Source organism: Corallococcus praedator (assembly GCF_003612125.1).
In the GTDB taxonomy this organism is placed as follows: Bacteria; Myxococcota; Myxococcia; order Myxococcales; family Myxococcaceae; genus Corallococcus; species Corallococcus praedator.
The window spans coordinates 1-460 of the sequence record NZ_RAWI01000956.1; the positions used below are offsets into that span (position 1 = coordinate 1).

The 460-nt window shown below is 53.9% G+C and carries 1 protein-coding gene; it reads right to left on the bottom strand.

Annotated elements, in window-relative coordinates; all coding sequences use genetic code 11:
• Positions 1–460: helicase-related protein (locus D7Y13_RS42570; RefSeq protein ID WP_279637201.1), on the bottom strand; the 460-nt coding region annotated here is incomplete at both ends.

Sequence of the window (460 nt, forward strand, 5' to 3'; positions counted from 1 at the left end):
TCCCTCATTGCCTGCCCGTCCGGTGCGACCAATGCGATGCACATAGTCTTCGGGGACATTAGGCAGCTCAAAGTTCACTACATGGGGAAGCTGATCAATGTCTAGCCCTCTCGATGCAACGTCAGTGGCAACCAGTACCCGAACTCTTCCTTGCTTAAAGTCGTTTAGGGCACGGGTGCGGGCTGCCTGACTTTTGTTGCCGTGAATTGCAGTTGTCTTCAGCCCGTCTTTTGCAAGCTGCTCGGCTAGACGGTTAGCACCATGCTTGGTGCGGGTGAAGACCAGCACCTGCTTCCAGTTGTGGAAGCCGATCATGTAGGACAGCAGTTCTCGCTTACGATCGCGATCGACCAGATGAACGACCTGCTCTACTTGCTCGGCAGTGGTGTTGCGAGCTGCTACTTCAATTAGGGTAGGAGATTTTAGGAGCGTACCAGCAAGCTTCTGAATCTCCCTGGAG